Raw genomic sequence first — 25,507 nt, 5'->3', positions numbered from 1 at the left:
TGACTGATTATTGAGTGATGAACTTGGCGCTTACGTAGGGGGAGTAGTCGGCCAGTACGGCATCGACCTTGCCTTGCTCCTTGAGGAACGCAGCCGTCTTGGTCACTGCGTCGATGGTCGGTGCGCCCAGCGCGACAACCTGATCAGCCGCCAGCGGGTACTCGTTGCCTTGTAGCAGCACGGGAATGTCAGCAGGTTTTGCGCCTGACAATTTCACCAGCTTGTCGACATTGCCGCTGTTGGCGAGCCAGGCGGCCGGGTCTTTGCGGTAGTCGGCGTAGGCGTCGAGGGTGACCTTGGCGAATGCGCTGACGATTTCCGGGTGCTTGGTGGCGAAGTCTTTGCGCACGATCCACGCATCGAACGTCGGGGCGCCGAGCTTGGCCAGTTCGCCGGAAGTGATCAGCACTTTGCCGGTTTCCTTGGCAACACCCAGCGCCGGGTCCCAAACGTAGGTGGCGTCAATGTCGCCGCGCTTCCAGGCGGCCGCTATCGCAGGTGGAGCAAGGTTGAGGATCTGCACCTTGGACGGGTCGATATTCCAGTGTTTCAACGCCGCCAGCAGGCTGTAGTGGCCGGTGGAAACGAACGGTACAGCGACTTTTTTGCCGATCAGGTCCTGAGGCGAATTGATGCCTGAACCGTTGCGCACGACCAACGCTTCAGCGGCGCCAATCTGGGTGGCGATCAAAAAGGTTTCGACCGGTAATTTACGCGTAGCCGCAGCGGTCAGCGGACTTGAGCCGAGGTAGCCGATCTGCACGTCGCCCGAGGCGATGGCGGTGATGACGTCGGCACCGTTGTCGAATTTGCGCCAGTCGATCTTGGCGTGGGTGGCCTTTTCATAAGCCCCCTCGGCCTGCGCAACTTTGGCCGGGTCGACGGTGGTTTGGTAGGCGACGGTAAAGTCCGCAGCGTGAGCAAAAAAAGTTGCGCCAGCCAGGGTCAAGGCCGCCAACACGCGTAAAGAGGTGTGTAGTTTCATTTAAAAAGCTCCAGATCAGCGGCCGGGGTTCGACTGAAATCGAGACTAAATGATCTAAGAAACATTAAGTAAATAACTTATTAGCATTAGCTTATGAGGGGAGTTGCTCTGAGAAAGGTGGCTGAGTGGCCAGGTGTCATCATCCAGTCATAAAAGTGTGACTTTATGTGTGGCTGGTCGGGGAGTCCGGGCGGGAGCAAAAACTTCTAATCCTTTAGTCTTGCTTGGCCATTCGGTGACCAGTCGGTCTGAGCGTCGACGATTCGGCGGGAAAAAACTGATGCCCTGCCGGAAAACGCGCCGAAATATTTTTGGGAATTAAGTTGTGAGGTCGATACACTCCGGCTCGACGAGCGGAAACAGTTTGTCACTTATAGCTCGATGATCTAAAAAATATTGAGTAATACCTTTTAGGTTGATGAATTTTTGATTACCGTGCAGTGAACCGCACACGCGGTCTAATCAATTAGTCTCGAAGCGACCAGTAACCATTGACTCAATAGGTCGGGTCTGGCGCTAATCGCGCATCTGCGGGCTTGAGCCGTCTGTCTCAAGACCCGTGGAAATACAAAAATTAGATACACGAGGAGCGAAACAATGAACAAGTCCACCTTGGCTTTGGCCATCGCAGTAGGGGTTTTGGCCCAACAAGCCGGTGCTGCTGGTTTTATCGAAGACAGCAAAGCGTCCGTTAGTTCGCGCACCATGTACTTCAACGCCGACACCCGCGAAGGCAGCACAAACGATCAACGCGAAACGGCCGAAGGCCTGAAGTTTGATTACCTGTCCGGTTTCACCCAAGGCGTTGTCGGTGTTGGCCTTGATGTTCAGGCATTGGTCGGTATTCACCTTGATGGTGGCAAAGGCCATCACCCTGGCGCTACCAACTCCTTCTTCCCGAGTGACACTGATGGTTCTTCGGTAGACGAGTGGAGCCGACTGGGTGCAAACGCCAAGTTCCGCCTCTCGAAGACTGAGCTTCACGTGGGTAGCGCCTTGGCTCCAATGCTTCCGATCCTCGTTTCCAACGATAGTCGCTTACTGCCACAGACCTTTGACGGCGGCATCGTCACCTCCAAAGACCTCGACAACTTCACGTTTGTAGCGGGTCAGCTTGAGCACTCTGCGGGTCGTGCATCGAGCAACAGCACCGGTTTGAGCGTTGCTGGTGCCACTGAAGACAGCAACCAGTTCCGTTTCGCGGGTGGCGACTGGAAGGTCACTAAAGATCTGACCTTGCAGTACTACCACTCGGATCTCCAGGACTTCTACAAACAGGACTTCTTCGGTCTGGTGCATGTTCTGCCGATCGCTGAAGATCAGTCGTTCAAGACTGACTTGCGCTACTTCGACAGCAGCTCCAATGGCAAGAATGGTGATGCCGGCTACCGCTTCAACAATAACGGCGGCTATGCCAAGCACACGGGTGAAGTTGATAACACCACTTGGAGTGCGATGTTCACTTACACCCTGGGCGGCAATGCATTCTTGCTCGGTCACCAGCGTGTCAGCGATGACGGCGGCTTCGTTTACCTGAACCAAGGTAGCTTGACGAATGACATCGGCAGGAACGAAGGCAACGCCGGCGCGAGCTTCTACCTGTTCACTGACTCCATGATCAATGGTTTCGTTCGTGCGGGTGAGAACACCACCTTCGGTCAGTACTCCTATGACTTCGCACGTGTTGGCGTTCCCGGCTTGAAGGCATCGATTTCCTACCTGCGTGGCGACGATATCAAGGCTACCAACGGCACAGGCAAGGATCAGACTGAGTGGGAACGCGACATGCGTGTCGACTACGTCATTCAATCTGGCGTGCTTAAAGGCTTCGGTACTACCTTGCGTCAGGGTACCTACCGTGGTGACACGAATATCCCTGCTCAAGACCAGACTCGTCTGATCTTCAACTACACCTACAGCTTCCTGTAAGTGTATTGAGTACAAAAAAACCCCGCAAATGCGGGGTTTTTTATGGTCTGCGTTTTCTTAAGGGCTCCCCGTTCAGTAGGGAGGCCTGCTCACTCAGGACGCAGCGCTTGAACTGCCGGATCCGTTTGCAGAACAGGTTGTGAAAGCCTTGCGCTGCCATAGAACGCCAGCCCGGTCAGTAACGACGTCAGCCACATGAAAATCCCCGACCAGAAGGTGTGGGACATGTAATGCCAGCCTTGCAAGACGCGCGTTGTGCCGTAGACGAAACCCAGAAACAGAATCCAGCCCAGCAGCTTTTTCGCGTGCCGCCAGCGGTACCGTCGTGCAACGAAGTACAGGGCGATCAGGGTCAAGGCGCTGGAGGCATGGCCACCGGGCCAGCAACGTCCGTCACCCGCTTTTTGCGTGAGGGTGAAATTCTCGAACCATTCCTTTTTCTCGATTTCCCCACCATATAACGTGGTCTCGACCGGGCAGTACACGCTGGTGTGGCTTTTCAGGTAATGGATGCAGCCTGTGCTGATGGAGAAGGCAACCAGCAGATACAGAAAGTCGCGCCTGTGCCGCCTTGCAAACCTGAGCACTGGCGCGACTTTGATTTTTTCCAGGAAGCCGATCAGCCGGGCATGTTTCTCGGCGTTGAAGAGCGGCCATATGAACGAAAGAATCGAGCCGATAATGACCGTTTCACCCACCCAGTCCGGGATGATCCGCGCCCATTTGTGGGTGATGCGCTCAAACAACGCGTTATGTCCGAACAGAAAGGTGTGGTTGACCGGGTCGTAAAGTAAATTGCTTAACGTCACATCGATCTGGGTCATGTCGAACACCATGAACACCAGAATGGCCAACACTATCGGCAGGCCGATATTCCACAGATAAAACTCAGAGCGAGAAGGCAAAGCCACTGTTTATTCCTGATGCAAATTCAATTGCGCAGGACTTTAGACCAATCGTTGGCATCAATAAAGCCGAGTGCGTGCGGCAGGGGGGCATTTTCATCCACGGTGACGAAGAGTGCAGACCCGTAACCCGGGGTTCCGGAGGCTGGCAATTTGATGTCTTTCTCGAACTGGCTGATGCATTCGCTGTGGGTGACCAGAATAAGATTACGGTCTTTCACTTTGTGTTGAAGGGCATCGCGCACGATGTTTTGGCGGCAGTTGGACAGCCATTCTTCATTGGCGCTGGCGTAATTGAACATAAAGGTCGACGTTTGCGCGGCTCTGGTCACGGGGCTGCTGTAGATGTCTGTTCTTTCCAGTCCTAGGGTGTGGAATTGCAGCCCAACCTGTTGCGCCACATCCTTGCCGCGTACCGTGATGCCGTCTGTCCCGCTCAGGCAAGGCGCGGTGGAGTGGTCGCAGCGCTCCACGTGGCGCACCAGGACGATCATGTCACCCTTGGCCCAATGCAAATTCAAGCCTGCGGTCGCTGCGTTATGACCTTGGGAGAGGTCAGTCAGAGAGGCGGGCTTCAATAAAAAAAGTGACACACCCGCCAGCACGCCAATGCAAAGCAGTGCGGCCAGCCCGGTTTTGTATTTAGCGAGTGCACTTGAATAAACCGAACGCCGGGTCCGGGTCAGCCACAGTCTGTACTCCATGATGAAACCACTCCTGCGGCACCGTCGGCGATCGTTATGCAACGAACAGATGAATGTAAGAAGTCGGACGGGGAACGCCTATGGATAAGCGTCATGCGCCTGTCGTGACCGGGTGCAATTGTGCAGGTCCAAAAGTAAACGGATGGTGAAAGCGGAGTGAAAATTTAAATACAGTGAAGGCGCAAGATGAGCAATGTGCTGAATGAAGGGCGTCATTCAGGTCTGGTTTAAGCAGAATAAAGAGCAGATTCATATATTCCAAAAAAGCATAGATAAGTTGATATTCATTCTTTTTAAAATGTCCGGGGAAGAGGCAGAGTGAGCACATCATACTCAGCCCAGGAGCCGCACCATGAGCCTACGACTTGGCGACATCGCCCCCGACTTCGAACAGGAATCAAGCGAAGGAAAAATCCATTTCCATGAGTGGCTTGGGAACAGCTGGGGTGTGTTGTTTTCCCACCCGGCCGACTTCACGCCGGTGTGCACCACGGAGCTGGGTTTCACTGCCAAGCTCAAGGATGAATTTGCCAAACGCGGGGTTAAAGCGATTGCGCTATCGGTGGACCCGGTCGATTCCCACATCAAGTGGATCGATGACATCAATACCACCCAGAACACGATCGTTAATTTTCCCATCCTGGCCGACGCCGACCGCAAGGTTTCGGACTTGTACGACCTGATCCACCCCAATGCCAGCGACACCCTGACTGTGCGTTCGCTGTTCGTGATCGATCCGAACAAAAAAATCCGTCTGACCATCACCTATCCCGCCAGTACCGGGCGCAATTTCCATGAAATTCTGCGGGTCATCGACTCACTGCAACTGACCGATAACTACAAAGTCGCAACGCCGGCCAATTGGCAGGATGGCGATGACGTGGTGATCGTGCCGTCGATCAAGGATGAAGACGAAATCAAGAAACGCTTCCCCAAAGGCTATAAAGCCGTGACGCCTTATCTGCGTCTGACGCCGCAACCTAATCGCTGAACATCTGTATCCGCCGCTCCTACAGGTGATGTACCAAAAAAGGGCCGTTGAATCGGCCCTTTTTTTTCGTCTGCGATTTGCAGGTGTGCTGATTTCATGGGCTCAAATTTCATATGCAATTTAAGAATAAACAAATGAATAAATAAGATTTATGGATATAAAAAACACCTGTTAATGTCTGTCCACTTAGCGAAATCGCTAACCCCACCTTACTCACCCGCCAACGGGCAAGCAGGTGCAACTTCATAGCTACAGCAAAGGAGAGCGCCATGCGCACTGTCATTTTGCGTCGAAGCTTGGTCGCTCTGTTTGCTGCGGCTGTTACCTTCGGCGCCATTACTCAAGCCCAGGCAGAAACCCTGCGCATCGGTTATCAGAAGTACGGCACATTGGTTTTGTTGAGGGCCAAAGGCACGCTGGAGAAGCGCCTCGCCGAGCAAAACGTGCAAGTGCAATGGACTGAATTTCCCGGTGGTCCGCAGTTGCTTGAAGGGCTGAACGTTGGCTCCATCGATTTCGGCGTGACCGGCGAGACGCCGCCCGTGTTCGCTCAAGCGGCCGGTGCCGACCTGCTGTATGTCGCGTATGAGCCGCCTGCCCCGACCAGTGAAGCAATCCTGGTTCCCAAAGATTCGCCGATCACGTCGGTAAAAGATCTCAAAGGCAAAAAAGTCGTACTGAACAAAGGCTCCAACGTGCATTACCTGCTGGTGCGTGCGCTTGAAGATGCCGGCCTGAAGTACAGCGATATCCAGACCGTATTCTTGCCGCCGGCCGATGCGCGTGCCGCTTTCGAGCGCGGCAGTGTGGATGCCTGGGTTATCTGGGACCCCTACCAGGCGGCCGCCGAGCAACAACTGCAAGCACGCACCCTGCGTGATGGCACCGGCATCGTCGACAACCATCAGTTCTATCTGGCAACCAAGCCGTACGCTGAAAAGCACCCGCAAGTGATTCAGACATTGGTTGAGGAAGTTCGCGCCGTCGGCGAGTGGTCCAAGGCCAACCCCGATGAAGTGACCCAACAGGTCGCGCCATTGCTCGGCCTGTCGCCAGACATCACCCGCACCGCCGTTAAACGCCAGGGCTACGGGGCGCTGTTCATCAGCCCTGACGTGGTCGCGGCACAGCAGAAAATCGCTGACACCTTTTACCAGCTCAAGTTGATTCCCAAGCCGCTGAGCATCAAAGACGTGATCTGGACGCCCCCGGCCAAAGTGGCCACGGCTCAGTAATCAACAGGCCCCTAGAGGAGACAACTCCATGAGCCTCAGTGCTTCGCAAAAAATCATTCACAGGCTGGCGCCTTGGGCACTTCCAGTCTTGTTGTTGGCGGTCTGGCAACTCTCGGTCAGCGCGGGCTGGCTTTCGACCCGCATCCTGCCAGCGCCGAGCGCAGTCATCGAAGCGGGCATAAGCCTGGTGCGCAGCGGCGAAATCTGGACGCACCTGGCAATCAGTGGCTGGCGTGCCGGGATCGGATTCGCCATTGGCGGTGGTCTCGGCCTGGCGCTGGGCTTTATCACGGGCCTGTCGACATGGGGTGAACGCCTGCTCGACAGCTCGGTGCAGATGATTCGCAACGTGCCGCATCTGGCCCTGATTCCGCTGGTGATCCTGTGGTTTGGCATTGATGAGTCGGCGAAGATTTTTCTGGTGGCGTTGGGCACCGTGTTTCCAATTTACCTGAACACCTATCACGGGATTCGCAACGTTGATCCGGCGCTGGTGGAAATGGCGCGCAGTTATGGCCTGTCCGGTTTCGCGTTGTTCAGGCAGGTGATTTTGCCGGGCGCATTGCCCTCGATTCTGGTGGGGGTGCGCTTCGCTCTGGGCTTTATGTGGTTGACCCTGATCGTGGCTGAAACCATCTCCGCCAGTTCCGGGATTGGTTATCTGGCAATGAATGCCCGGGAGTTTCTGCAAACCGACGTAGTGGTTCTGGCGATTCTTTTGTACGCGGTGCTCGGCAAATTGGCTGACCTTGCTGCGCGCGGTCTGGAGCGTGTCTGGCTGCGCTGGCATCCGGCGTATCAAACAGCAAAAGGCGGTGCGGTATGAGCAGTCTTAAACAGCAACAGCCGCCTCACCTGCTGCGCGGTATTCCGCTGGCGGTACGCAAGCTGCGCAAAACCTTCGGTCAGCGCGAGGTACTGCGCGATATCGATCTGCATATCCCGGCGGGGCAATTCGTCGCGGTGGTCGGTCGCAGCGGTTGTGGCAAAAGCACCTTGCTGCGTCTGTTGGCGGGTCTTGATAAGCCAACGGGCGGTGAACTGCTGGCGGGGTCGGCACCGCTCAGTGACGCATTGGAGGACACCCGTTTGATGTTTCAGGAAGCGCGGTTGCTGCCCTGGAAAAAAGTCATCGATAACGTGGGTCTTGGCTTGGAGGGCAACTGGCGCCCACGCGCTTTGGAAGCACTGGATGCGGTGGGCCTGGCGGAGCGCGCCGATGAATGGCCGGCAGCCTTGTCCGGCGGGCAAAAGCAGCGCGTGGCCCTGGCTCGGGCACTGATCCACCAACCGCGTCTGCTGCTGCTCGATGAGCCGCTCGGCGCGCTGGATGCACTGACCCGCATCGAGATGCAGCAACTGATCGAGCGGCTTTGGCAAAAGCATGGCTTCACCGTGCTGCTGGTCACCCACGACGTTAGCGAGGCCGTGGCCATTGCTGATCGGGTGATCCTGATCGAAGAGGGCCAGGTCGGCCTCGACGTGCTGATAGACCTGCCTCGCCCAAGAGTACGCGGCTCGCATCGCCTGGCCGCGCTGGAAACTCAGGTACTGAACCGGGTGCTGCAGATACCCGGCTCGCCGCCTGAACCGGAACCTGTTTCACCGTTGCCCACGCAGTTGCGTTGGGCCCAATAACCGATTCGTACCGATACCGTTTGAAACCCTAACCCCTACAGGAAAAACATCATGACTATTAAAGCTATCAACGTCCGCAACCAGTTCAAAGGCACCATCAAAGAAATCCTCGAAGGCCCGGTGTTGTCGGAAATCGACGTACAAACAGCGTCGGGTGTCGTCACTTCCGTGATCACTACCCGCTCGGTCAAAGAGTTGGAACTGGTGGTTGGCAGCGAAGTGATCGCCTTCGTCAAATCCACTGAGGTGTCGATCGCCAAGTTGTAATCGATGCGTTGCAGACAACCCCGGACGGCCAAAGCCCTTCGGGGTTTTTTAGGTGAAGCTATTCGCAGGCAAGCCTGCTCCTACAGGGGATCGTGTCTATCAGAGGACACGTTTGAGCAAATACGGCGGCAAATACAATCCCAGGTACGCATCGAACACCCGCATGCCTTCTTCGGCCATGCGCGGGGTGATCTGGTCGTGGAGCTGCACCGAACGGGCGTAAACCCGGTCGCCGAGTTCCATCGCCAGCGCAAACACGTCGACATCGTCCGGCAGGGCAGGGAGCTGGAAGTGCCGGGCGAACAGCGCGTGCATCAGATTGCCGAGCTCGATATCGTGCTGCCGGTCGGCCTGGGTGACTTCGGTCAGGCCGTGTTGCGCGAGGATCAGTTGGCGGGCGGCGGCATCGGCGCTGTAGATGCTCAGCATCCGCTGCTCGACCAGTCGTGACAGGTCACGCCAGCTCGTCAGTTGTTCGTGCTCTATGGGCGCTTGCAGGCAGGCGCGGAAGGCGGCGTGGACGTCTGCGGTCAAGGCTTCGAGCAGGGCCGGGACGCCAGCAAAGAAGTGATAGACCGAAGACGGTGGTATTTGCGCGCGTTCGGCAACGCTGTAGATCGACAGACTGGCCACCCCCTCGGCGGCAAGCAGCGTGCGGGCGGCATCGAGAATCGAGTCGATCCGGGCCTGGCTGCGTGCGCGGGGTTTGCGGGGCGCGGCGGGTCGCGTCATGGGTGACTTCCTGTTTTGGGCAGCGGCCATTGTACGGGTTGCAGGGCAGCGGCCACAAAAAAACGCCGCCAACCTTGCGGCTGACGGCGTTCTTTTTATTGCACAGCGTTAGACGGTGTGCAGGTACCAGTTGTATTCGAGGTCGGAGATGGAGTGTTCGAACTCTTCCAGCTCACTTTCCTTACAGGCGACGAAGATATCGATGTATTTCGGGTCGATATAGCGCGCCATGATTTCACTGTCGTCCAGCTCGCGCAGGGCATCACGCAAGTTGTTGGGCAGGCTTTGTTCGTTCTGCTCGTAGGAGTTGCCTTCTACCGGGGCGCCTGGCTCGATCTTGTTGGTCAAGCCGTGGTGCACGCCCGCCAGCACAGAGGCCAGCAGCAAGTACGGGTTGGCATCGGCACCGGCTACGCGGTGTTCGATACGCACGGCATCGGGAGCGCCGGTCGGAACGCGCAACGCGACCGTCCGGTTGTCCAGGCCCCAGCACGGCGAGTTCGGCACGTAGAACTGTGCGCCGAAACGACGATAGGAGTTAACGTTCGGGCACAAGAACGCCATTGATGCCGGTAGGGTCTCGAGCACACCGCCGATCGCGTGACGTAATGCGGCGTTCTGCTCGGGATCCTCACTGGTGAAGATGTTTTTGCCATCGCGATCAAGGATCGAGATGTGGACGTGAAGACCGTTACCCGCCTGACCCGGATAGGGTTTGGCCATAAAGGTCGAATCCATTTCGTGGTCGTAAGCGATGTTCTTGATCAGACGCTTGAGCAGTACCGCGTAGTCGCATGCCTTGATCGGGTCGGCAACGTGGTGCAGGTTCACTTCGAACTGCGCCGGGGCACTTTCCTTGACGATGGCGTCAGCCGGGATGCCTTGTTCCTTGGCACCTTCCAGAACGTCCTGGAGGCAGTCGACGTATTCGTCCAGGTCATCGATCAGGTAAACCTGAGTCGAATGAGGGCGTTTGCCGGAAATCGGCGAGCGCGGAGGTTGTGGGCGACCGTTCACGTTCTCCTGATCGATCAGGTAGAACTCAAGTTCGAAAGCGGCGCAGATAGTCAGGCCCATTTCATCGAACTTGCTGACGACCTGACGCAGTACTTCGCGGGGGTCGGCAAAGAAGGGTTCGCCTTCGATTTCGTGCATGGTCATCAGCAGTTGCGCGGTTGGGCGCTTTTGCCATGGTTCATTGCACAGGGTGCCAGGGATCGGATAACAGATTCGGTCAGCATCACCGATATCCAGACCCAGACCGGTGCTTTCCACCGTTGAGCCATTGATATCCAAGGCAAATAAAGAGGCCGGCAAGTTAATGCCTTTCTCGTAAACCTTATGGAGGCTGGTGCGTTCTATGCGCTTACCGCGCACCACACCATTCATATCTGCAATCAGAAGGTCAACGTACAGAACCTCAGGATGTTCCTTAAGGAACGCGTTCGCTTCGTTAAGCTGAACGGCACGCGGGGGTACCGACATGATGCAACACCTTTGTTGTTAAAAATATCAATCATCGAGCTTCGTGGGATTCAGTCAATCCGAAAGCCATCATGAAGTCAATAGAGCTCTTTTTTGCACTCAAAAAGCGCTAAGAGGCCGTTTTTGCCGCAAATTAGGGCAAGTATTGCGTTTTGACAGCCTTGGGATCTGCGAGCTTGAGCGGGCTGTGTTCTATTTTTTACGGGGGTGTTGTGAAAAAAAATGAACAAGGCTAAGCTCGATTGCAACCCATAACACCAATAATACTCGGGGGTTCCATGTCTCGCCTGCCGTTAATCGGCGTGACCGCCTGCACCAAGCAGATAGGTCTGCACAGTTATCACATCAGTGGCGACAAGTACGTCCGCGCAGTCGCAATCGCTGCCAAGGGCTTGCCGCTGATATTGCCGTCACTGGCTGAATTATTTAACACGGCCCAGATACTCGCCAGCGTCGATGGACTCTTGTTCACCGGTTCGCCCTCCAATGTCGACCCCTCTTACTACGACGGTCCAGCCAGCGCGCCGGGCACCGCTCATGATCCTGATCGTGACCGCACTACTCTACCCCTGATTCGTGCTGCTGTGGCGGCGGGCGTGCCGGTGTTGGGAATTTGTCGGGGGTTTCAGGAGATGAACGTGGCGTTCGGTGGCAGCCTGCATCAGCGTGTTCATGAAGTTGGAACATTCATGGACCACCGTGAACAGGACAACGAGCCGCTCGACGTCCAGTACGGGCCAAGCCATACCCTGCATATCCAGCCGGGCGGCGTGCTCGCGGGCCTTGGCCTGCCAAGCGACATTCAAGTCAATTCGATTCATGGTCAGGGCGTTGAGCGTCTGGCGCCGGGCCTGCGTGTCGAGGCTCTGGCGCCTGACGGGTTGATCGAGGCGGTCTCGGTCACGGCAGGCTCGGGTTTTGCTTTAGGTGTGCAATGGCACCCCGAGTGGCAAGTGACCTCGAACCCGCATTATCTTGCGATTTTCCAGGCATTTGGCGATGCCTGTAGAAAGCGGGCAATTCAACGCGACGCAGCCGCGTCAAAAAGTGCCTGACCCCTTCGGGGCCCGGGTGTTTACCTCCTGAGGTATTTATGAGTACCAACCTCGACCAGCTCACCGATTGGTTGAAAGAGCACAAGATCACTGAGGTCGAATGCATGATTGCCGACCTCACCGGGATTACTCGCGGGAAGATCTCACCGACCAACAAGTTCATTGCCGAAAAAGGCATGCGCTTGCCCGAGAGTGTGTTGCTGCAAACGGTCACCGGCGACTATGTCGAAGATGACATCTATTACGAACTGCTGGACCCGGCGGACATCGACATGATCTGCCGCCCCGACCAGAACGCGGTGTTCCTGGTGCCTTGGGCTATCGAGCCGACGGCTCAGGTGATCCACGACACCTACGACAAGCAAGGCAACCCGATCGAGCTGTCGCCGCGCAACGTATTGAAGAAAGTACTGAAGCTCTATACCGACAAGGGCTGGCAGCCGATTGTGGCCCCGGAAATGGAGTTTTACCTGACCAAGCGTTGCGAAGACCCGGACTTCCCGTTGCAGCCGCCGATTGGTCGCTCCGGTCGCCCGGAAACCGGTCGCCAATCGTTCTCTATAGAAGCTGCCAACGAATTCGACCCGTTGTTCGAGGATGTTTACGACTGGTGCGAACTGCAGAACCTGGACCTGGACACGCTGATCCACGAAGACGGCACGGCGCAGATGGAAATCAACTTCCGTCACGGTGACGCGTTGTCGCTGGCCGACCAGATTCTGGTGTTCAAGCGGACCATGCGTGAAGCCGCGCTGAAGCACAACGTTGCGGCGACGTTCATGGCCAAGCCAATGACCGGCGAGCCAGGCAGCGCCATGCACTTGCACCAGAGCGTGATCGATATTGCCACTGGCAAGAGCATCTTCTCCAACGAAGATGGCTCGATGAGTGAGCTGTTTCTGTGCCACATCGGTGGCCTGCAAAAATACATCCCCGAGCTGCTTCCATTGTTCGCGCCGAACGTCAATTCGTTCCGCCGCTTCCTGCCCGATACCTCGGCGCCGGTGAACGTGGAGTGGGGTGAAGAGAACCGGACTGTGGGCCTTCGGGTGCCAGATGCCGGCCCGCAAAACCGTCGGGTGGAAAACCGCCTGCCGGGTGCCGACGCCAACCCGTATCTGGCCATCGCAGCGAGTCTGCTGTGCGGCTACATCGGTATGGTCGAAGCAATCAACCCCAGTGCGCCGGTCGTGGGTCGCGGTTATGAGCGGCGCAATCTGCGTCTGCCTCTGACCATCGAAGACGCGCTGGAGCGAATGGAAAACAGCAAAACAATCGAAAAATACCTCGGTAAGAAATTCATCGTCGGTTACGTCGCGGTCAAGCGTGCCGAGCATGAGAATTTCAAGCGCGTGATCAGCTCTTGGGAACGTGAGTTCCTGCTGTTCGCGGTCTGATTATGATGAGCGCGGCTATGGTCGGCCGCGCCACTTTGAATACGGAGAGAGCGGCATGAGTAACAACAATCCACAAACACGCGTCTGGCAGGCCCTGAGCAACGATCACCATCTGGCGCCGTTCAGCGACTTCAAGCAGTTGAAAGAAAAAGGCCCGCGCATCATCACCCGCGCCAAGGGCGTTTATCTGTGGGACAGCGAAGGCAACAAGATTCTCGACGGCATGGCCGGCCTCTGGTGCGTAGCCATCGGTTACGGCCGTGACGAACTGGCCGATGCCGCCAGCAAGCAAATGCGCGAGCTGCCTTATTACAACTTGTTCTTCCAGACCGCTCACCCGCCGGTCCTGGAGTTGGCCAAAGTCATTTCCGATATCGCGCCAGAAGGCATGAACCATGTGTTCTTCACCGGTTCCGGCTCGGAAGGCAACGACACCGTGCTGCGCATGGTGCGTCACTACTGGTCGATCAAAGGCCAGCCGAAGAAGAAAATAATCATCAGCCGGATCAACGGCTACCACGGTTCGACCGTTGCTGGCGCCAGCTTGGGCGGCATGGTTGGCATGCATGAGCAGGGCGACTTGCCGATCCCTGGCATCGTCCACATCGCACAGCCCTATTGGTTCGGCGAAGGCGGCGACATGAGCCCGGATGAATTCGGGGTCTGGGCTGCCGAGGAACTGGAGAAGAAAATTCTCGAGCTGGGCGTCGACAACGTGGGCGCCTTTATTGCAGAGCCGATCCAGGGCGCGGGCGGTGTGATCGTTCCACCTGACACCTACTGGCCGAAGATCAAAGAGATCCTCGCCAAGTACGACATCCTGTTTATCGCGGATGAAGTGATCTGCGGGTTCGGTCGCACAGGCGAATGGTTCGGCAGCGATTTCTACGGCCTGAAGCCGGACATGATGACCATCGCCAAAGGCCTGACCTCGGGTTACATCCCGATGGGTGGTCTGATCGTGCGCGATGAAGTGGTCGACGTGCTTAACGAAGGCGGCGATTTCAACCACGGATTCACGTACTCCGGTCACCCGGTTGCCGCCGCCGTGGCTCTGGAAAACATCCGTATTTTGCGCGATGAAAAAATTATCGAGCACGTCCATGAAGAAACGGCACCCTATTTGCAAAAGCGTTTACGTGAACTGAATGATCACCCGTTGGTAGGTGAAGTTCGGGGCGTAGGACTGCTGGGCGCAATTGAACTGGTAAAAGATAAATCCACGCGTGAGCGTTATACCGGCAAGGGCGTCGGGATGATTTGCCGGCAGTTCTGCTTCGATAACGGCCTGATCATGCGCGCGGTGGGCGACACCATGATCATTGCGCCGCCGCTGGTGATCAGTTTTGCTGAAATTGATGAGCTGGTGACCAAGGCGCGTACGTGCCTGGACCTGACCTTACGTGCCATACAAGGCTAAGTGCTAGGATCAGGTGGGAAAGTGCTTGATTGAGGTGAGTGAAGCCGTAGCACGTTCAACGGTTTTCACTCACTTTAAACAGGGCTGGTTTTTGATGTATGCAGTGGATAAGTATTAAGGCGGGCCATGTGGTCTTGAAAGCCCGCCCCGGATCTTGCCAGACGCATGGCGGATTCAGTCGCCGCTACCCAACGGTTAGTGTTCAAACAACGGAGTTGTACGCATGAAGATATTTGGCAAGACCCTCCTCGCCTTGTCCCTTATGGGCGTAGTGGCCGCTGCTGCTCAGGCCGATGACAAAGTTCTGCACGTCTATAACTGGTCCGATTACATCGCACCGGACACCATCGCGAAATTTGAAACAGAGTCGGGCATCAAGGTCGTTTATGACGTCTTTGACAGTAACGAAACCCTGGAAGCCAAGTTGTTGGCCGGCAAATCCGGTTACGACATCGTGGTGCCGTCCAACAACTTCCTGGCCAAGCAAATCAAAGCTGGCGTTTATCAGGAACTGGACCGCTCCAAACTGCCTAACTGGAAAAACCTGAACGAGAATCTGCTCAAAACCGTGGGCGCTGCAAGCGACCCGGGCAACAAGCATGCTTTCCCGTACATGTGGGGTTCGATCGGCATTGGTTATAACGCCGAAAAAGTTAAAGCAGCCTTGGGTGCTGATGCGCCGGTCAATTCCTGGGACTTGCTGTTCAAGCCCGAGAACGCAGCCAAGCTGAAGGGCTGTGGCGTCAGCTTCCTCGACTCGCCAACCGAGATGATTCCGGTGGCCCTGCATTACTTGGGTTATCCAACCGACACCAAGGACAAAAAGCAGCTGAAAGAAGCTGAAGACTTGTACCTGAAAGTCCGCCCATCGATCACTTACTTCCACTCTTCCAAGTACATCGGTGACCTGGCCAACGGCAACATCTGCGTTGCAGTCGGTTACTCGGGTGACGTTTACCAGGCCAAAGCCCGTGCTGAAGAAGCCGGTGGCAAGGTCAAGGTCAGCTACAGCATTCCTAAGGAAGGGGCCGGTAGCTTCTACGACATGGTTGCGATTCCCAAGGATGCCGAGAACGTCGAAGGTGCTTACAAATTCATGACCTTCCTGCAGAAGCCGGAAATCATGGCTGAAATCACCAACAGCGTGCACTTCCCTAACGGCAACGCAGCGGCAACACCGTTGGTCAACGAAGAAATCCGTACCGACCCGGGTGTTTATCCGTCGACCGAAGTGCAAGCAAAACTGTACGCCATCAGCGATTTGGATGCCGCAACACAGCGACTTCTGACGCGCAGCTGGACCAAGATCAAATCGGGCAAGTAATGCTCGTGTAAGACCGGTGTGGATCACTTGTTGGGGCTGATGGGTTGGCGAAGAACGCAACGCGGTTTGATGGATACCGCCTTCGCCAATACGTTGGTTCCTGCAGGGGATCGCACCCTTGCTATTGAAGTGTTTTTTGGCTGGATGGGTTTATTGAAGGTAAGTTACACGCCGATTTGGTTGTCCGGCAGGTTTCCTGCCGTCTGACACGGGCGAAAGGCCCACAATAGAAGAGGACCACCCATTGTCTATTTCTTATTTTCACAAAGCATTGTTGGTCGGCGCGAGCGTGACCCTGGCGGTCAGTGTTCAGGCTGCTTCAACGGTGCATATTTATAACTGGTCTGACTATATCGGTGAGACAACCTTGGTGGACTTTGAAGCGGCCACCAAGATCAAACCGTTGTATGACGTATTCGATTCCAACGAAACCCTTGAAGGCAAGCTGCTTGCCGGGCATACCGGTTATGACGTGGTCGTGCCGTCCAACCACTTCCTGGGCAAGCAGATCAAGGCCGGGGCGTTTCAAAAACTCGACAAGGCTCAGTTGCCTAATTGGCAGAACCTCGACCCGGCGCTGCTCAAGCGCCTGCAGAAGAACGATCCGGGCAATCAGTACGCCGTGCCGTATCTGTGGGGCACCAATGGCATTGGTTACAACGTCGATAAAATCAAGGCAGTACTCGGTGTCGACAAGATCGATTCCTGGGCAATGTTGTTCGAGCCCGAGAACATCAAAAAGCTTTCCAAGTGCGGCGTAGCGTTTCTCGACTCTGGCGATGAAATGATTCCCGCCATGCTCAATTACATGGGCCTGAAACCTAACAGTGAAGACCCGGAAGATTACAAAAAAGCGGAAGCCAAATTACTGGCCATCCGGCCCTACGTCACGTACTTCAACTCTTCCAAATACATCACCGACCTGGCCAACGGCGACATCTGCGTGGCCGCCGGCTTTTCCGGTGATGTGTTCCAGGCAAGAGCCCGCGCGGCAGAAGCCGGCAAGGGCGTGAAGGTGGCTTACGTCATCCCCAAGGAAGGCGGCAACCTGTGGTTTGACATGCTGGCGATCCCCCGTGATGCGAGCAACGTCAAAGAGGCCCATGCCTTCATTAACTATCTGCTCAAGCCTGAGGTGATTGCTCAGGTCAGTGACACTGTCGGCTACGCCAACCCGAACCCAAAGGCTGACGGGTTGATGGATCAGAAAGTACGCACCGATGTCGCGGTATACCCACCGCAAGAGGTGCTGGACAAGCTTTACGTCAATGCTGAGTTGCCCCCGAAGGTGCAACGTTTAATGACCCGCAGCTGGACTAAGGTCAAGTCGGGTAAATAAGAAAAATCCAGGCCCGGCTGTACTGGTCGGGCTGCAAATTTTGTTGGGAGTTTCACCACATGGCAGTTGCCTCCGGCGCCTATAAGAAAGCCCTCGAAGGTGATCAGCAACCTAAACAGGTGCTGGTCAAAATCGACCGGGTCACGAAGAAGTTCGACGAGACGATTGCCGTGGACGATGTGTCCCTGCAAATCAATAAAGGCGAGATTTTCGCCTTGCTCGGCGGCTCTGGTTCAGGAAAGTCCACGCTTCTGCGCATGCTCGCAGGCTTTGAGCGGCCGACCGAGGGGCGTATCTACCTCGACGGCGTGGACATCACCGATATGCCGCCCTACGAGCGGCCGATCAACATGATGTTCCAGTCCTACGCGCTGTTCCCGCACATGACCGTGGCGCAGAACATCGCCTTCGGTTTGAAGCAGGACAAGATTTCTGCTCAGGAGATCGACGCCCGCGTGGCTGAGATGCTCAAGCTGGTGCAGATGAGCCAGTACGCCAAGCGCAAGCCGCATCAGTTGTCCGGTGGTCAGCGTCAACGGGTCGCCCTGGCGCGCTCGCTGGCGAAAAAGCCGAAGTTGTTGCTGCTCGACGAACCCATGGGTGCGCTGGACAAAAAACTGCGTTCGCAAATGCAGCTGGAACTGGTGGAGATCATCGAGCGCGTTGGCGTGACCTGCATCATGGTGACCCACGACCAGGAAGAGGCCATGACCATGGCCCAGCGCATTGCAATCATGCACCTGGGCTGGATTGCGCAGATCGGCAGCCCAATCGATATCTATGAAACCCCGACCAGCCGACTGGTCTGCGAATTCATCGGCAACGTCAACCTGTTCGAAGGCGAAGTCGTCGATGACGCCGAAGGTTACGCGCTGATCGCAAGCCCGGAACTGGAACGCAATATCTTCGTCGGCCACGGTATTAGTACCTCGGTTGAAGACAAGCACATCACCTATGCGATTCGCCCGGAAAAGCTCTTGGTCACAACTGTGATGCCGACCTGCGAGCACAACTGGTCGCGCGGCAAAGTACACGACATCGCTTACCTGGGCGGCCACTCGGTGTTTTATGTCGAGTTGCCGTGCGGCAAAATGGTCCAGTCGTTCGTTGCCAACGCCGAACGCCGTGGTGCACGTCCGACCTGGGACGATGAAGTCTACGTCTGGTGGGAAGACGACAGCGGCGTGGTATTACGCTCATGAAAATGCGAAAAATAACGCGTGCGCTCAATCGAATAACGCCCGGTGGCCGTCAGTTGGTCATCGGGGTCCCTTTCATCTGGATGTTCCTGTTCTTCATGCTGCCGTTCATCATCGTGCTGAAAATCAGCTTCGCTGAGGCAGACGTTGCCATTCCGCCGTACACCGAAATTTTCAACGTCATCGAACAGAAACTGCAGCTGATTCTCAACCTCGGCAATTACGCGATGCTCACCGATGATGAGCTGTACATCGCTGCGTATCTGGGCTCGCTGAAGATGGCGTTTTTCAGCACCCTACTGTGCCTGCTGATCGGCTATCCGATGGCCTATGGCATCGCCACGGCGCGTAAAGAAAGCCAGACGGTCTTGCTGCTGTTGATCATGATGCCGACCTGGACCGCTATCCTGATTCGCGTTTACGCGTGGATGGGCATCCTCAGCAACAACGGTTTGCTCAACAGCTTCCTGATGTGGCTGGGGCTCATCAACGAGCCATTGCAGATCCTCAATACCAACCTGGCGGTCTATATCGGCGTGGTGTATTCCTACCTGCCGTTCATGATCCTGCCGCTGTACGCCAACCTGGTGAAGCATGATCAAAGCCTGCTTGAAGCCGCTTCGGACCTGGGTTCGAGCACCTTCAACAGCTTCTGGAAAATCACCGTGCCGTTGTCTAAAAACGGCATCATCGCCGGCTGCATGCTGGTCTTCATTCCGGTCGTGGGCGAGTTCGTGATCCCGGAACTGCTGGGCGGTCCCGAGACGCTGATGATCGGTAAAGTGCTGTGGCAAGAATTCTTCAACAACCGTGACTGGCCGGTAGCGTCTGCTCTGGCGGTGGTGATGCTGGCGATCCTGATCGTGCCGATCATCCTCTTCAACCGTAGCCAGGCCAAAGAACTGGAGGCTAAAGCATGAAGCGCTTCAGATTCTCGAACATGATGCTGATACTGGGCCTGGTATTTATCTACGCCCCCATGCTCATCCTGGTCATCTACTCGTTCAACGCCTCCAAGCTGGTAACGGTCTGGGGTGGCTGGTCGATCAAGTGGTACGTCGGCCTGCTGGATAACACCCAACTGATGGGTTCCGTCATGCGTTCGCTGGAGATCGCGTGCTATACGTCGATCGCCGCTGTGGCGCTGGGCACCATGGCTGCATTTGTGTTGACGCGCATCGCTCACTTCAAAGGCCGGACGCTGTTCGGTGGGCTGGCGACGGCCCCTCTGGTGATGCCCGAAGTGATTACCGGTCTGTCGCTGTTGCTGCTGTTCGTGGCCATGGCGCAGATGATCGGCTGGCCGCAGGAGCGCGGGATCGTCACCATCTGGATCGCTCACACAACGTTCTGTGCTGCATACGTGTCGGTGGTGGTTTCGGCTCGTTTGCGTGAGTTGGACCTGTCCATCGAAGAAGCGGCCATGGACCTGGGTGCGCGGCCGTGGAAGGTGTTCTTCCAGATCACCATCCCGATGATTGCGCCGTCACTGGCTGCGGGCGCGATGATGTCTTTCGCCCTGTCGCTGGACGATCTGGTTCTCGCCAGTTTCGTGTCCGGTCCTGGCTCGACAACCTTGCCGATGGAAGTGTTCTCCGCCGTGCGCCTGGGCGTTAAACCGGAAATCAACGCCATCGCCAGCTTGATCCTGTTGGCCGTCTCGATAGCGACCTTCCTGGTCTGGTTCTTCAGCCGTCGGGCCGAAGATCAGCGCAAGCGCGCTATCCAGCTCGCCATCGATGAAGCCGCCGCTGACTCCTGGAAACAACCCGATCCACGTCGGGCGTCGGTGTCTGAAGTCGCGTGATTGATTGTGCCGGACGTCGTTATAAACGGCGTCTGGCATTTGGCTTTTGCTGAGAGACCGGCAGCGCCAGCGAACGCTATCTGGCCGGCACCAACCTCAACGTCCCCCGCGTATTTGCCGCTACATCCCCTTCATCGAAATGCGCCTGCACATAGCCGCCTTCGGTATAGGTTTTGGCTTGATCCGAATAATGCTCATCGAACAACACGCCACTTTGCCCGACCGGGTTGATGCCCAGGCTGTGGGCTGGGTCGGCGAAGTCGATCAAGCGTCGGGTCGAGGGGCCGTAGGTCACTGGCCACGGCGCTGAACCGATGCGGGCGGATTGGTTGTTGGGCACTTCATGGCTGCCTGGCGCGGGAAACGGGCCGACGTTGAACAGCCTGTCCAACGGTTTCTGCATGCCCAGCGGGTGACCATGGGTCAAGGTATGTGCTTTGCCCCAGCGCCACTCATCCGCGTTGGCGCCGTACAGGGATTTGAGGTGCGAGACGCTGGCGTGCCACGCGGCTTTGACCACGTCTGCACGGTTCTTTTCGGCGGGTGAGTTGCGGTTATTCCACCACGGTGAGTTGGCGTCGGCCACCAACCGCGGCAGCGCCGCGTCAATCACGCGGCTCGAGAGCAACGTGTCGAAAAAGCCATCGCCCAGTTCATCGTGCATCGCTTCCCGGATCAGGTCCGACACCAACTGATTGAACAGCGTCGCCCCGACTGAATCCAGCGAGTAGTCGCCTTTCCAACTGGCCAGGCGCTCGACCAGTGCCCGTTCTTCGGGGTCGTCCACCGCGCTGCGCAAGACCGGAATCAGCGGCTTCAATACCCGTGGCGCGTAGTCGGTCTGTGTGCCCAGTTGCAGTTTTTTGCTGCTCTCCAGGTCCCACTTCACGGCCGGGTCGCTCAGCTGTTTGTTCAACTGTTGGCCGCGGTCTGCGAGGTTGTAGTAACCGGGAATTTCCATGCCCGTCGGCGACACCGGCTGGAAGTTGGCCGAGACGATGTAGCCGCGTGCCGGGTTCTCTTCCTGCGGGTTGGCGCTGAAGGGGTAGAAGCCTGTCTTGTCTGCCTGCGCGGTGCTGCCGTCGAGGATGAAGGTGGGGTTCACGCCCTCGGGCCTGATGGGCAGTTGCGCGGCGGCCCACCAGCCGATGTCTCCCTTGGCGTTGGCCCAGACCACATTCAGCCCTGGGGATTGAATTTTTTCGGCCGCCGCGCGCATTTTGCTCAGGGTGTCGGCGCGATTAGCTTCATAGAAGCCTTGCAGAATCGGGTTCTCGGACGCCAGAAATGACCACCACATCGCGATCGGTGCGGTGCCGGCTGTCGCGCCCAACGCATCGTTGATGATCGGGCCGTGAGGCGACTGGCGCAGGTGCAGGGTGACGGCAGGCGCGTCCTTGACCAGGATCTGCTGCTCGCTTTGGATCATGTCGACCCAGGCCCCGTGATACCAGACCTGATTGGGGTTGTCCGGGTTGGTCTTCTCGGCGATCAGGTCCAGATCGTCGTTCTGGAACATGGTCAGGCTCCAGCCGAAGTCGCGGTTGTGCCCCAGCGACGCGAATGGGTTGAGCGCCTGGTGATGGCCATACAGCTCGAACCCCGGCGCCGACAATTGCGCCTCGTACCACACCGACGGTACGGCAAACCGAATATGCGGGTCGCCGGCCAGCAGCGGCTTGCCGCTTTGGGTGCGGGTGCCGGAGACCACCCAGGCGTTACTGCCTTCGAACTGCGGCAAGCCTGCCTCTTCCAGCGCGTGTTGGCTCAGGCGAGCCAGGTCGTTCAAGCCTTTCCAGTCGGCACTGGCGAGTGCGGGTGCCTGGCCCAGCGCGCCTTGTGGCTGCCAGGCGAGGTCAAAGACCTTCAGGTAGTCGGCGCCCAACTGGTCGCGCACATAGGTCAGCAAGGGTTCGGTGCGAAACGCTGCGGCAAAACTGTACGCCATGTAACCGCCGACGCTCAGGGTGTCTTCAGCGGTAAACGGGCGCTTCTTGATGCCCAGCAGGTCGAACTCGATGGGTTTGGCGTGGGTGTCCTGATACTGGTTAATGCCGTCCAGATACGCTTCCAGGGCCTTCCAGGCAGGCGTTTGTTTGTCCTGTTGGGCGACGTAGGTATCGGCATGCTCGCGAATGCGCAGGCTGCGGAACAGTTTGTCAGTGTCCAGCAGTTTGGGGCCCAGCACCTCGGCCAGTTCGCCACGCGCCAGCCGCCGCAGCATTTCCATCTGAAACAGCCGGTCCTGCGCGTGGACATAGCCCAGGGTGCGATACAGATCAGCCTCGTTTTCGGCGCGGATGTGCGGCACGCCGCGCTCGTCGTAACGCACAGTGACCGGCGCTTGCAGATGGACCAGGGTCATTTCGCCCTGACGCACGGGCTGCTTGCTGTGGATATACCAGGCGCCACCGCCCGCGATGAGGGTGATAACGAGGGTGACGGCGGTCAGGCTGCGCTTCATCTGCATTCTCGTGAACGATTCAGGCCGGGGTTTGCAGGCTACAGAGTTGCTTTAGGCCTGTGTAGCGGCCTCGGGGCCTTGATCAGTGTCCGGAATGTTGGATCACAGCCCGACCCGCCAAGGGCAATAGCAGCCCACAGCCATGGTGTGCGTGGCATTGACTGCGCGACCGGCGCTCAGGGCCTTGAGAATCGGCTCGATAAAGCTGTTGCCGGAATTGCAGGTGGCGCCTTCGCTGTAGGGGCCGAAGTAGGCCAGGCGGCCTTCACGGTCCCAGATCGCGACAGCGGGACTGGCAGTGATGCGCTCGGCACCGGGCAGGCTGGCCAGCGGTTTGATCGCGTCCAGGGTGCTGGGTAATTGGCCGTGGGTCCCCGGTTTCTGTACCGAGTAGAAGTCCACGCCCTGTGCGCCGCCGTAGTGCTCGACCAGTTCGCTCAAGTGCTGCTGATTGCCGACGTTGCATGGGCAGGCCGGGTCCCAGAAATGCACCAGGCGAATTCGCCCCGGTCCGGCCAGTTCGGCGGGCAGACTCAGTACGTCACCGGCGAACAGCGCCGTCTGGTCGCTGAACGGGCGGATATAGCGCCCCTGGAACCAATCGTATGCCGCCCACAGCCCGACCGCGCATATGAGGGCAAGGAGGCACGCGAGGAGGGTAGGGCGATGGCGTGAGTTCATGCGGGACAGTTCGGTTTAGGGAGGCGTAGCTTGCCATGCCTGACGAGACAGATGAATATCGCAGCCAACTCATTGTCATGTTCGGATGAAAATGACCTCCGTTTTTGCCTGGATGCCCCATGTCTGCCACGTTTGACCCTGATTCTTTACGATCCAGCCTGCAACCTTTGCTCGCCGCGCAGCCAATGTCTGGCCAAGGGCTGGCGTATCAGCGCTTCTATGGCCTGACGTTTGCCGAGCGCGCGGCGCCAGTGCGCAGTTGGCTGGGGCGCTTTGACATCGGTGGTTACCAAGTGGTCAGCCAGGTCTGGCTGCCGGAACAGCCTGTCGCGACCTTATTTTTGATCCACGGTTTCTACGACCATATGGGCCTGTATCGGCATGTCATCGAGTGGGCGCTGGATCAGCGTTTTGCAGTGATTGCCTGCGATCTGCCGGGGCATGGCTTGTCCAGCGGCGCTCGCGCGAGCATCCATGATTTCGCCGAGTACCAAGAGGTGCTGCACGCATTGTTTGCCGAAGCGATGGGGCTGAAGTTGCCGCAACCCTGGCACCTGTGCGGGCAAAGTACGGGCGGGGCGATTGTGATCGACCATCTGCTCAACCACGGCATCGACAGCCCTGCGCAAGGGCAGGCGATCTTGCTGGCGCCGTTGATTCGCCCGCGGGCCTGGGGCTGGTCGAAACTCAGTTATTACCTGCTCAACCCCTTCGTCAAAGGCATCGCCCGGCGCTTCAGCGAAAACTCCAACGACCCTGCGTTCCTGCCGTTTCTGCTGGCGGACCCGTTGCAACCACAACGCCTGCCGACCGCCTGGGTAGGCGCTTTGGCCGCGTGGATCAAACGTATCGAGGCCGCGCCACGCAGTACCCGTAGCCCATTGATCGTTCAGGGGGACGCGGACATGACCGTCGACTGGGGCCACAACCTCGAGGTGCTCAAGGATAAATTCGCCCAGCCGCAGATTTTGATGTTGAGCGGGGCGCGGCATCACCTGGCCAATGAGCTGCCCGCGATGCGTGAGCGTTATTTTGCGTTTTTGAGTGAGCGAATGGGTCAGGCGCGTTCTTCACCCAACGCTTAACTCCCCGGCTGCCCTGCGGGTGCCAGGCTCGATGTGCTTTGCCCAACCGCCAGCCCGGCGCGAATCGCTGCCAGCGCGGCCTTGTAATACGCTTTGCCTGCGGGGGATTCGGCGAAGGTGGCGAACTCTTCCAGTTCCGGGTCTGAAAGGTCACGGTAGACGTAGAGCAGGGTGTTGTTCATGTCGTTGCCGATCTGCGCCATCAAGCGTTCGCGCTGACCATCCAGCATGCCTTGGGCCTGACCACCGCCCAGCAGGCCGGGGATCATCTGGCTCAGGCTGTCGGCTGCAACACCGGCGATGGCGAGGCTGACCTCGGCTCCCGCCTCACGGGCGGGCAGGTCCTGGGCCAGATGGCCGATCAGTAGTTGACGGGTTGCGCTGGCTTCAATGTGTGGCAGGCCTTGAGCGTTTTTCGCCAGTTGATCAGGGCGGGTCGCGGTCAGTTCGGCGGTGACGATCTTGCGGCCCAGGGGCGACTGGAAAAACTGCAGCGCTGGCGCCGGGTCTTTCAGGGCTTGTCGTAAATGCTGCTCTGCGCGCTGATCCATGGCCTGCGGAGCGAAGCGCTGATTGCTGTTGTTGACCAATGCTTGATAGACCGCTGGCGGCAAGCTGTTGCGGTAGCGTTGCTGAGCGGCGGTCAAGGCCGCGTTGAAATGCGCGCGTTGTTCTGGCCAGCCGGCGACCGTGTACAACTGGTCGTGGCCGTCTGCCCAAGCGGGCATCGTGCAGAACATCAACAGCAAAACAAACAAACGGCGCATAAGGACTCCTGTCAGCAGGCCGCTATTCTCAATGCGGTGGCGGGGACTTGTCGAGTTAACACTTCGTTCGCTCGGCGGTGCTGTCGGTTTTCAAGACG

23 protein-coding genes are annotated in these 25,507 nt (G+C 57.4%); 15 read left to right on the top strand and 8 right to left on the bottom strand.

Annotated features, from left to right (window positions below; all coding sequences use genetic code 11):
* Positions 1-7: 7 nt before the first annotated feature.
* Positions 8-985, bottom strand: coding sequence for a taurine ABC transporter substrate-binding protein (gene tauA / locus AC1MEA_RS06040; RefSeq protein WP_480917105.1), 978 nt, complete (start codon positions 983-985; stop codon positions 8-10).
* 597 nt (positions 986-1,582) lie between these two features.
* Here tauA and AC1MEA_RS06035 point away from each other — a divergent pair.
* A complete protein-coding gene (locus tag AC1MEA_RS06035) occupies positions 1,583-2,914 on the top strand; it encodes an OprD family porin (RefSeq protein ID WP_480917104.1) in 1,332 nt (443 codons plus the stop codon).
* Positions 2,915-3,003: 89 nt separating this feature from the next.
* On the opposite strand, the gene AC1MEA_RS06030 is transcribed toward AC1MEA_RS06035, so the two are convergent.
* The gene (locus AC1MEA_RS06030; protein WP_480917103.1) at positions 3,004-3,825 is read right to left on the bottom strand and encodes a phosphatase PAP2 family protein; all 822 of its coding nucleotides are present in this window, start codon (positions 3,823-3,825) and stop codon (positions 3,004-3,006) included.
* 20 nt (positions 3,826-3,845) lie between these two features.
* Positions 3,846-4,523: a lipopolysaccharide core heptose(II)-phosphate phosphatase PmrG gene (gene pmrG / locus AC1MEA_RS06025; protein ID WP_480917102.1), complete on the bottom strand. Its 678-nt coding sequence runs from the start codon at positions 4,521-4,523 to the stop codon at positions 3,846-3,848.
* Between the two features lie 352 nt (positions 4,524-4,875).
* On the opposite strand from pmrG, the gene AC1MEA_RS06020 reads away from it, so the two are divergent.
* The 5 genes from AC1MEA_RS06020 (at position 4,876) to AC1MEA_RS06000 (ending at position 8,654) form a co-directional block, all read left to right on the top strand.
* Positions 4,876-5,514, top strand: coding sequence for a peroxiredoxin (locus AC1MEA_RS06020; protein WP_449634416.1), 639 nt, complete (start codon positions 4,876-4,878; stop codon positions 5,512-5,514).
* A gap of 269 nt (positions 5,515-5,783) precedes the next feature.
* A complete protein-coding gene (locus AC1MEA_RS06015; protein ID WP_219063648.1) occupies positions 5,784-6,749 on the top strand; it encodes a sulfonate ABC transporter substrate-binding protein in 966 nt (321 codons plus the stop codon).
* Positions 6,750-6,777: 28 nt separating this feature from the next.
* Entirely contained in the window at positions 6,778-7,575 is a 798-nt protein-coding gene (gene ssuC, locus AC1MEA_RS06010; RefSeq protein WP_219063647.1) for an aliphatic sulfonate ABC transporter permease SsuC, read from the top strand.
* Positions 7,572-8,387, top strand: a complete 816-nt coding sequence (ssuB, locus tag AC1MEA_RS06005; protein WP_219063646.1) for an aliphatic sulfonates ABC transporter ATP-binding protein — start codon at positions 7,572-7,574, stop codon at positions 8,385-8,387. The genes ssuC and ssuB overlap by 4 nt, the downstream gene beginning before the upstream one ends.
* 51 nt (positions 8,388-8,438) lie before the next feature.
* Positions 8,439-8,654, top strand: a complete 216-nt coding sequence (locus AC1MEA_RS06000) for a TOBE domain-containing protein (protein WP_219063645.1) — start codon at positions 8,439-8,441, stop codon at positions 8,652-8,654.
* A 99-nt stretch (positions 8,655-8,753) separates the two neighbouring features.
* Here AC1MEA_RS06000 and AC1MEA_RS05995 read toward each other — a convergent pair whose 3' ends face one another.
* Together AC1MEA_RS05995 and AC1MEA_RS05990 are read right to left on the bottom strand one after the other, a co-directional pair.
* The gene (locus AC1MEA_RS05995) at positions 8,754-9,386 is read right to left on the bottom strand and encodes a TetR/AcrR family transcriptional regulator (protein WP_219063644.1); all 633 of its coding nucleotides are present in this window, start codon (positions 9,384-9,386) and stop codon (positions 8,754-8,756) included.
* 108 nt (positions 9,387-9,494) lie between these two features.
* On the bottom strand, positions 9,495-10,871 hold the full coding sequence (locus AC1MEA_RS05990) for a glutamine synthetase family protein (RefSeq protein WP_219063643.1): 1,377 nt from the start codon (positions 10,869-10,871) through the stop codon (positions 9,495-9,497).
* 278 nt (positions 10,872-11,149) lie between these two features.
* On the opposite strand from AC1MEA_RS05990, the gene AC1MEA_RS05985 reads away from it, so the two are divergent.
* From AC1MEA_RS05985 to AC1MEA_RS05950, 8 genes are all read left to right on the top strand, one after another.
* Entirely contained in the window at positions 11,150-11,926 is a 777-nt protein-coding gene (locus AC1MEA_RS05985; RefSeq protein ID WP_480917101.1) for a gamma-glutamyl-gamma-aminobutyrate hydrolase family protein, read from the top strand.
* Positions 11,927-11,964: 38 nt separating this feature from the next.
* The gene (locus AC1MEA_RS05980; RefSeq protein WP_449634413.1) at positions 11,965-13,323 is read left to right on the top strand and encodes a glutamine synthetase family protein; all 1,359 of its coding nucleotides are present in this window, start codon (positions 11,965-11,967) and stop codon (positions 13,321-13,323) included.
* 55 nt (positions 13,324-13,378) lie between these two features.
* A complete protein-coding gene (locus tag AC1MEA_RS05975; protein WP_219063640.1) occupies positions 13,379-14,743 on the top strand; it encodes an aspartate aminotransferase family protein in 1,365 nt (454 codons plus the stop codon).
* A 223-nt stretch (positions 14,744-14,966) separates the two neighbouring features.
* Positions 14,967-16,067: a polyamine ABC transporter substrate-binding protein gene (locus AC1MEA_RS05970; protein ID WP_480917100.1), complete on the top strand. Its 1,101-nt coding sequence runs from the start codon at positions 14,967-14,969 to the stop codon at positions 16,065-16,067.
* 244 nt (positions 16,068-16,311) lie between these two features.
* A complete protein-coding gene (locus tag AC1MEA_RS05965) occupies positions 16,312-17,406 on the top strand; it encodes a polyamine ABC transporter substrate-binding protein (protein ID WP_219063638.1) in 1,095 nt (364 codons plus the stop codon).
* A gap of 59 nt (positions 17,407-17,465) precedes the next feature.
* The gene (gene potA / locus AC1MEA_RS05960) at positions 17,466-18,608 is read left to right on the top strand and encodes a polyamine ABC transporter ATP-binding protein (protein WP_219063637.1); all 1,143 of its coding nucleotides are present in this window, start codon (positions 17,466-17,468) and stop codon (positions 18,606-18,608) included.
* Entirely contained in the window at positions 18,605-19,525 is a 921-nt protein-coding gene (locus tag AC1MEA_RS05955) for an ABC transporter permease subunit (RefSeq protein ID WP_449634410.1), read from the top strand. Before potA ends, AC1MEA_RS05955 begins: the two co-directional genes overlap by 4 nt.
* Positions 19,522-20,412 carry an ABC transporter permease subunit gene (locus tag AC1MEA_RS05950; protein WP_219063635.1) on the top strand — a complete coding sequence of 297 codons (891 nt, stop codon included), beginning with the start codon at positions 19,522-19,524 and terminating at the stop codon, positions 20,410-20,412. The genes AC1MEA_RS05955 and AC1MEA_RS05950 overlap by 4 nt, the downstream gene beginning before the upstream one ends.
* Positions 20,413-20,488: 76 nt before the next feature.
* Here AC1MEA_RS05950 and AC1MEA_RS05945 read toward each other — a convergent pair whose 3' ends face one another.
* Together AC1MEA_RS05945 and AC1MEA_RS05940 are read right to left on the bottom strand one after the other, a co-directional pair.
* Entirely contained in the window at positions 20,489-22,876 is a 2,388-nt protein-coding gene (locus tag AC1MEA_RS05945) for a penicillin acylase family protein (protein WP_480917099.1), read from the bottom strand.
* 102 nt (positions 22,877-22,978) lie between these two features.
* A complete protein-coding gene (locus AC1MEA_RS05940) occupies positions 22,979-23,557 on the bottom strand; it encodes a DUF6436 domain-containing protein (protein ID WP_449634408.1) in 579 nt (192 codons plus the stop codon).
* A gap of 119 nt (positions 23,558-23,676) precedes the next feature.
* On the opposite strand from AC1MEA_RS05940, the gene bipL reads away from it, so the two are divergent.
* Positions 23,677-24,642, top strand: a complete 966-nt coding sequence (gene bipL / locus AC1MEA_RS05935; protein WP_449634407.1) for a phospholipase BipL — start codon at positions 23,677-23,679, stop codon at positions 24,640-24,642.
* On the opposite strand, the gene AC1MEA_RS05930 is transcribed toward bipL, so the two are convergent.
* Positions 24,639-25,409, bottom strand: coding sequence for a DUF2059 domain-containing protein (locus AC1MEA_RS05930; protein WP_219063631.1), 771 nt, complete (start codon positions 25,407-25,409; stop codon positions 24,639-24,641). The two genes, bipL and AC1MEA_RS05930, sit on opposite strands and share 4 nt — an antisense overlap.
* Positions 25,410-25,507 lie beyond the last annotated feature (98 nt).

This window comes from Pseudomonas sp. ASL8 (assembly GCF_056680355.1).
The sequence above is the reverse complement of the archived record's forward strand: the minus strand, read 5'-3'. Positions and strand labels throughout refer to the sequence as shown.

Coding starts and splice junctions, on each gene's coding strand:
- tauA (WP_480917105.1), bottom strand. CDS start 985: ATGAAACTACACACCTCTTTACGCGTGTTGGCGGCCTTGACCCTGGCT.
- AC1MEA_RS06035 (WP_480917104.1), top strand. CDS start 1,583: ATGAACAAGTCCACCTTGGCTTTGGCCATCGCAGTAGGGGTTTTGGCC.
- pmrG (WP_480917102.1), bottom strand. CDS start 4,523: ATGGAGTACAGACTGTGGCTGACCCGGACCCGGCGTTCGGTTTATTCA.
- AC1MEA_RS06020 (WP_449634416.1), top strand. CDS start 4,876: ATGAGCCTACGACTTGGCGACATCGCCCCCGACTTCGAACAGGAATCA.
- AC1MEA_RS06015 (WP_219063648.1), top strand. CDS start 5,784: ATGCGCACTGTCATTTTGCGTCGAAGCTTGGTCGCTCTGTTTGCTGCG.
- ssuC (WP_219063647.1), top strand. CDS start 6,778: ATGAGCCTCAGTGCTTCGCAAAAAATCATTCACAGGCTGGCGCCTTGG.
- ssuB (WP_219063646.1), top strand. CDS start 7,572: ATGAGCAGTCTTAAACAGCAACAGCCGCCTCACCTGCTGCGCGGTATT.
- AC1MEA_RS06000 (WP_219063645.1), top strand. CDS start 8,439: ATGACTATTAAAGCTATCAACGTCCGCAACCAGTTCAAAGGCACCATC.
- AC1MEA_RS05995 (WP_219063644.1), bottom strand. CDS start 9,386: ATGACGCGACCCGCCGCGCCCCGCAAACCCCGCGCACGCAGCCAGGCC.
- AC1MEA_RS05990 (WP_219063643.1), bottom strand. CDS start 10,871: ATGTCGGTACCCCCGCGTGCCGTTCAGCTTAACGAAGCGAACGCGTTC.
- AC1MEA_RS05985 (WP_480917101.1), top strand. CDS start 11,150: ATGTCTCGCCTGCCGTTAATCGGCGTGACCGCCTGCACCAAGCAGATA.
- AC1MEA_RS05980 (WP_449634413.1), top strand. CDS start 11,965: ATGAGTACCAACCTCGACCAGCTCACCGATTGGTTGAAAGAGCACAAG.
- AC1MEA_RS05975 (WP_219063640.1), top strand. CDS start 13,379: ATGAGTAACAACAATCCACAAACACGCGTCTGGCAGGCCCTGAGCAAC.
- AC1MEA_RS05970 (WP_480917100.1), top strand. CDS start 14,967: ATGAAGATATTTGGCAAGACCCTCCTCGCCTTGTCCCTTATGGGCGTA.
- potA (WP_219063637.1), top strand. CDS start 17,466: ATGGCAGTTGCCTCCGGCGCCTATAAGAAAGCCCTCGAAGGTGATCAG.
- AC1MEA_RS05955 (WP_449634410.1), top strand. CDS start 18,605: ATGAAAATGCGAAAAATAACGCGTGCGCTCAATCGAATAACGCCCGGT.
- AC1MEA_RS05950 (WP_219063635.1), top strand. CDS start 19,522: ATGAAGCGCTTCAGATTCTCGAACATGATGCTGATACTGGGCCTGGTA.
- AC1MEA_RS05945 (WP_480917099.1), bottom strand. CDS start 22,876: ATGAAGCGCAGCCTGACCGCCGTCACCCTCGTTATCACCCTCATCGCG.
- AC1MEA_RS05940 (WP_449634408.1), bottom strand. CDS start 23,557: ATGAACTCACGCCATCGCCCTACCCTCCTCGCGTGCCTCCTTGCCCTC.
- bipL (WP_449634407.1), top strand. CDS start 23,677: ATGTCTGCCACGTTTGACCCTGATTCTTTACGATCCAGCCTGCAACCT.
- AC1MEA_RS05930 (WP_219063631.1), bottom strand. CDS start 25,409: ATGCGCCGTTTGTTTGTTTTGCTGTTGATGTTCTGCACGATGCCCGCT.